The 2,516-nt window shown below is 70.9% G+C and carries 3 protein-coding genes; 1 reads left to right on the top strand and 2 read right to left on the bottom strand.

Annotated elements, in window-relative coordinates; all coding sequences use genetic code 11:
- Together PKE44_RS18140 and PKE44_RS18145 are read right to left on the bottom strand one after the other, a co-directional pair.
- A partial coding sequence (locus tag PKE44_RS18140; RefSeq protein WP_324554049.1) for a TolC family protein occupies positions 1 to 721 on the bottom strand: 721 nt, incomplete at its 3' end.
- A gap of 352 nt (positions 722 to 1,073) precedes the next feature.
- The gene (locus PKE44_RS18145; protein WP_324554050.1) at positions 1,074 to 1,913 is read right to left on the bottom strand and encodes a class III extradiol ring-cleavage dioxygenase; all 840 of its coding nucleotides are present in this window, start codon (positions 1,911 to 1,913) and stop codon (positions 1,074 to 1,076) included.
- A 149-nt stretch (positions 1,914 to 2,062) separates the two neighbouring features.
- Between PKE44_RS18145 and PKE44_RS18150 the strand changes: the two genes are divergently transcribed.
- Positions 2,063 to 2,516 (top strand): LysR family transcriptional regulator (locus PKE44_RS18150; RefSeq protein WP_324554052.1); only part of this gene is annotated, 454 nt, incomplete at its 3' end.

Below are 2,516 nucleotides of genomic sequence, written 5' to 3' on the forward strand. Positions count from 1 at the left end.
CGAGTTCGCGCAGCGTGTCGAGCAGGGATTTCTGGTAGCCGAGCGCGACCAGCGGTTCGGCGAGCTTCTGGCGCTCGATCTCGCGCGATTCGCCGAGCGCGCGGCCGGTGCGCGTTTCGAGGCGCGTGACTTCGGGCAGCAGGCGCTGGGCGGTCCAGGCCCGCCAGTAGGCCTGGCGCACGTCCTGACGGATGTTGTGCAGCACCTTGCGCTGGCGTTCGGCAGCGATCAGCGTCTGGTCGGCGGCCTGGCGGGCGCGCGCGTACGAAAGCCCGAAATCGAGCACGTTCCAGCTCAGCACCAGTCCGGCCGTGCGCCGCGTGCGGTCCTCGGCCGAGGTGATCACGTCGGGGTTCTCGACGCCGGTCGAGAGGTTCTTGCTGAACGAGCCGGCGTCGTTGCTGCGCGAGCGGTAGCCGGCCTGCGCGCTCAGCTGCGGCAGCATGTCCCAGCGCACCACGTCGAGCTGACCCTGCGCGACCGCGGTTTCCATCAGCTTCACGCGCTGGTCGAGGTTGTGCAGGACCGCCCGGCGCAGCGCCTCGTCGAGCGTGATCGGCGCGGTGACCGGCTCGACCGGCCGGGTCAGCTGCGCCAGATCGGCCGAGACGCGCGCCTGTCGCTCGCCATCGGTCACGGGGGTCGGCGTGACGGTGCAGGCAGCGAGCGCGAGTGCCAGCACGCCGGTGGTCAGGCCGGCTGTCGGTCGAAACGGAGGCATCGGCATGGTTTCCTTACGCAGGGTGAGTCGGGTCGCGTCACGGCGGACGCGTCCGGGCAAGGGGTTGCGAAGGCGCAGAGATTTGCCAGAAGCCGGCTGCGGCAACTGTAAATATTCCTGACAGCTTCGCCGGCGCCAGCCTCACCGGATCCGGCAGGGGTGGCGTGTGCCGGAATGTCGGCAGGAAACGGAAAAACCTGAATTTCCGTTCATCTTCGCGCTTTTCCGGCGCCGGAGGCCGGCCGAAGACAAAGCCCGGGCATGCGGCACCGGCGCCGGCCCGGGCTTGCAGAGATTGCTTCAAGGCGACGGCGGCGGTTGTGCACCCGCAACAAACCACCGCTGCCGTGTTTCACGCGAATGCGTAAGCATCCATGCGCAGCATCCCGTAGGTGTTGCTGGCGTGCAGGCGCCTGGCGCGCGCAGCAGGGCCGGCGGCGCCGAGGGCGACGAACAGCGGCAGCAGGTGTTCCTCGCTCGGGTGCTGGGCGAGCGCGTACGGCGCGCGCTGGCGGTAGCCGAGCAGATCGGCCGTGCGCCCCTCGCGCAGCGCCGTGTCCATCCACTCGCAGAACGGCGCGATGTCGGGCGCATCCGGCGCATCGATCGGCTGGCCGCGGAAGCGGCGCAGGTCGTGCGTGAAGCTGCCCGAGCCGATCACCAGCACGCCTTCGTGACGCAGCGGCGCCAGCGCGCGGCCGAGTTCGAGGTGATGCGCCGGCCCGGGGCCGCGCTGCAGCGAGACCTGCACGACCGGGATGTCGGCGTCCGGATACATCAGCCGCAGCACCGACCAGGCACCGTGATCGAGCCCGCGCCGGGCATCGCTGCGACACGGCAGGCCGGCTTCGTGCAGCAGATCGGCGACGCGCGCGGCGAGCGCCGGCGAGCCGGGCGCCGGATAGCGCAGCTCGAACAGCGCCTGCGGGAAGCCGTGGAAGTCGTGGATCGTCTCGTTGCGCTCGACGGCGTTGACGCTCGGCTGCGCCGTCTCCCAGTGCGCGGAGGCGACCAGGATCGCGCGCGGGCGCGGCAGCTCCGGGCCGAGCGCTTCGAGGAAATCGCGCGCCGGGGCTTCGAGCAGCGACAGCATCGGCGAGCCGTGGCTGAGGAACAGCGTCGGCAGGGCGGCAGCGGCATCGGGGGCCGTGGCAGGAGTGCTGCCCGGGGCGGGGGTGGTTTCGGCGGACATGGCGGACTCCGGATGGCATCGGGCCGCACGCAGGCGGCGATACCTGCATCGTGTGGTCTGCATCGACGCATCACCATTGCCGAAAACCGCGCACTATGTTTGCGAAAACGCATATTGCGAAAACGCATGCACCGCTGCGGGAGCGCGCGATGTCACCGAAGCCGACTGCTCCGGATGCCGGCCCGTGCCGGCTCGACTGGGACGACCTGCGCCATTTCCTCGCGATTGCCCGGCACGGCACGCTGTCAGGGGCGGCGCGCGCGCTCGGCGTGCGCCAGTCGACGATGTCCCGGCGTCTGGCGGCCCTCGAAGCCCGCGCCGGCGCACAACTGCTGCAGAAGACGCCGGACGGCTACCGGCCGAGCGCCGCCGGCGAGGCCATCCTCGGGCCGGTCGAGCGCATCGAGGCCGAGGCCGACACCGTCGCGCGCACGATCACCGGCACCGACCTGCGCCTGGCCGGCAGCGTGCGCATCACCAGCGTCGAGACGCTGGCAACGCTGGTGCTGATGCCGGTGCTTGCCGGCTTCGCACGGCGCTATCCGGACATCGAACTCGAACTGCTCGCCGACAGTCGCGATCTCGACCTGAGCCGGCGCGAGG

Source organism: Plasticicumulans sp. (assembly GCF_035331805.1).
Lineage (GTDB): Bacteria > Pseudomonadota > Gammaproteobacteria > Competibacterales > Competibacteraceae > Plasticicumulans.